Source organism: Psittacicella gerlachiana, assembly GCF_003585965.1.
GTDB classification, from domain to species: domain Bacteria; phylum Pseudomonadota; class Gammaproteobacteria; order Enterobacterales; family Psittacicellaceae; genus Psittacicella; species Psittacicella gerlachiana.
The window spans coordinates 1-1,170 of the sequence record NZ_NRJF01000225.1 but is presented as its reverse complement, the minus strand read 5'-3'; the positions used below and the strand labels follow the sequence as shown (position 1 = coordinate 1,170).

Below are 1,170 nucleotides of genomic sequence, written 5' to 3'. Positions count from 1 at the left end.
TAAGTTACCCTGCACACGGAAAGCATCTTTTCTCCAGAAAGTATAACCTACCCCTACAACTGCACCTGCATAGAAGTTACGAGTAGTTACACCACTTGCTTTAGTATTTTCACGAGTTAAAGCACTAGAGAAATAGGTTGAGAGTTTACCAAAAGAATAGCTTCCTGAATAAGCTAGAGCAAAAACTTTATTGGCTGCGGTTTTATCATAAGACTTATTATGTGAAGCTTGGAAGTAAGCTACATGGCTATATTTACCAAGATCTCCATAATAACCTACCTCAACTGCTTGTTCATCTAAAGCGCTGGTAGGATTGCTTACTTTATATTTATTTTTTGCTACTCCTAAGCTTCCTACTGCATATAAAGTGCCGCCATCATTGGCAAAGTTATAGTAGTAACCAACACCATAAGCATTGTAATTGCCTGAGTTATTTTGATCGTAAGCGAGAGCGAACGAGTGTTTACCATTAAAAGTTTTTGAAGAGAACTTAAATGATTTATCAGTAACAAAACCACCTAAAGTGTTTGAGTTCCAAGCTGCATCATATACCCCTAGTACAGCCGGATAACCACCAGACCAAGATTCACCTGCAAGGAAACTGATGTTTTTTCCTACAGTTACAGAACCATAATCACTATGAGATAAAGTTAGATATAAACGGTCATTGTGGAGGAACTTTCTTTCGGTGATACTTTTATTTTCAGTGGTAGTATGACTACCATTGCTTTGTAGAGTACGAGTATAAGCATATCTCCAACTTTTGATATATCTAAAACGAGCAAAAGCACGTACGCTTACTTTATCATCTAACTTTTTAGTGTATAAAACTTGAGTACGGAACTGGAAATAATCAGTTTTGGTTAAACTGTTTGTTCCTGAAGCATTAAAGCCTCCAGCTTGTTCATTTAAAAGGCGATAGTAGAAAGCATAACCATAAACACGGAGGTTAGTATTATCGTCAGAGTAAAGGGTATAAGCTTGTGCCGAGTTAGCGGTAAATAGCGTTGCTGCCGCTAAAGTAAGAGCGAGGAGCGTCTTTTTCATATGTAAAAAATCCTTAAATCAAAACTTAATCTTAAATCTATTTTTTCTTTACGGCTGAGCGTAATTAAATTTATCTTACAAGAAAAAAAAGACGCTTGTAAAGAGTAAAATAAAAAAAGCTAT

1 protein-coding gene is annotated in these 1,170 nt (G+C 36.0%); it reads right to left on the bottom strand.

From position 1 onward, the window contains the following. Nucleotides 1–1,047 (bottom strand): porin (locus CKF59_RS06895; protein WP_147397146.1); only part of this gene is annotated, 1,047 nt, incomplete at its 3' end. Nucleotides 1,048–1,170 lie beyond the last annotated feature (123 nt).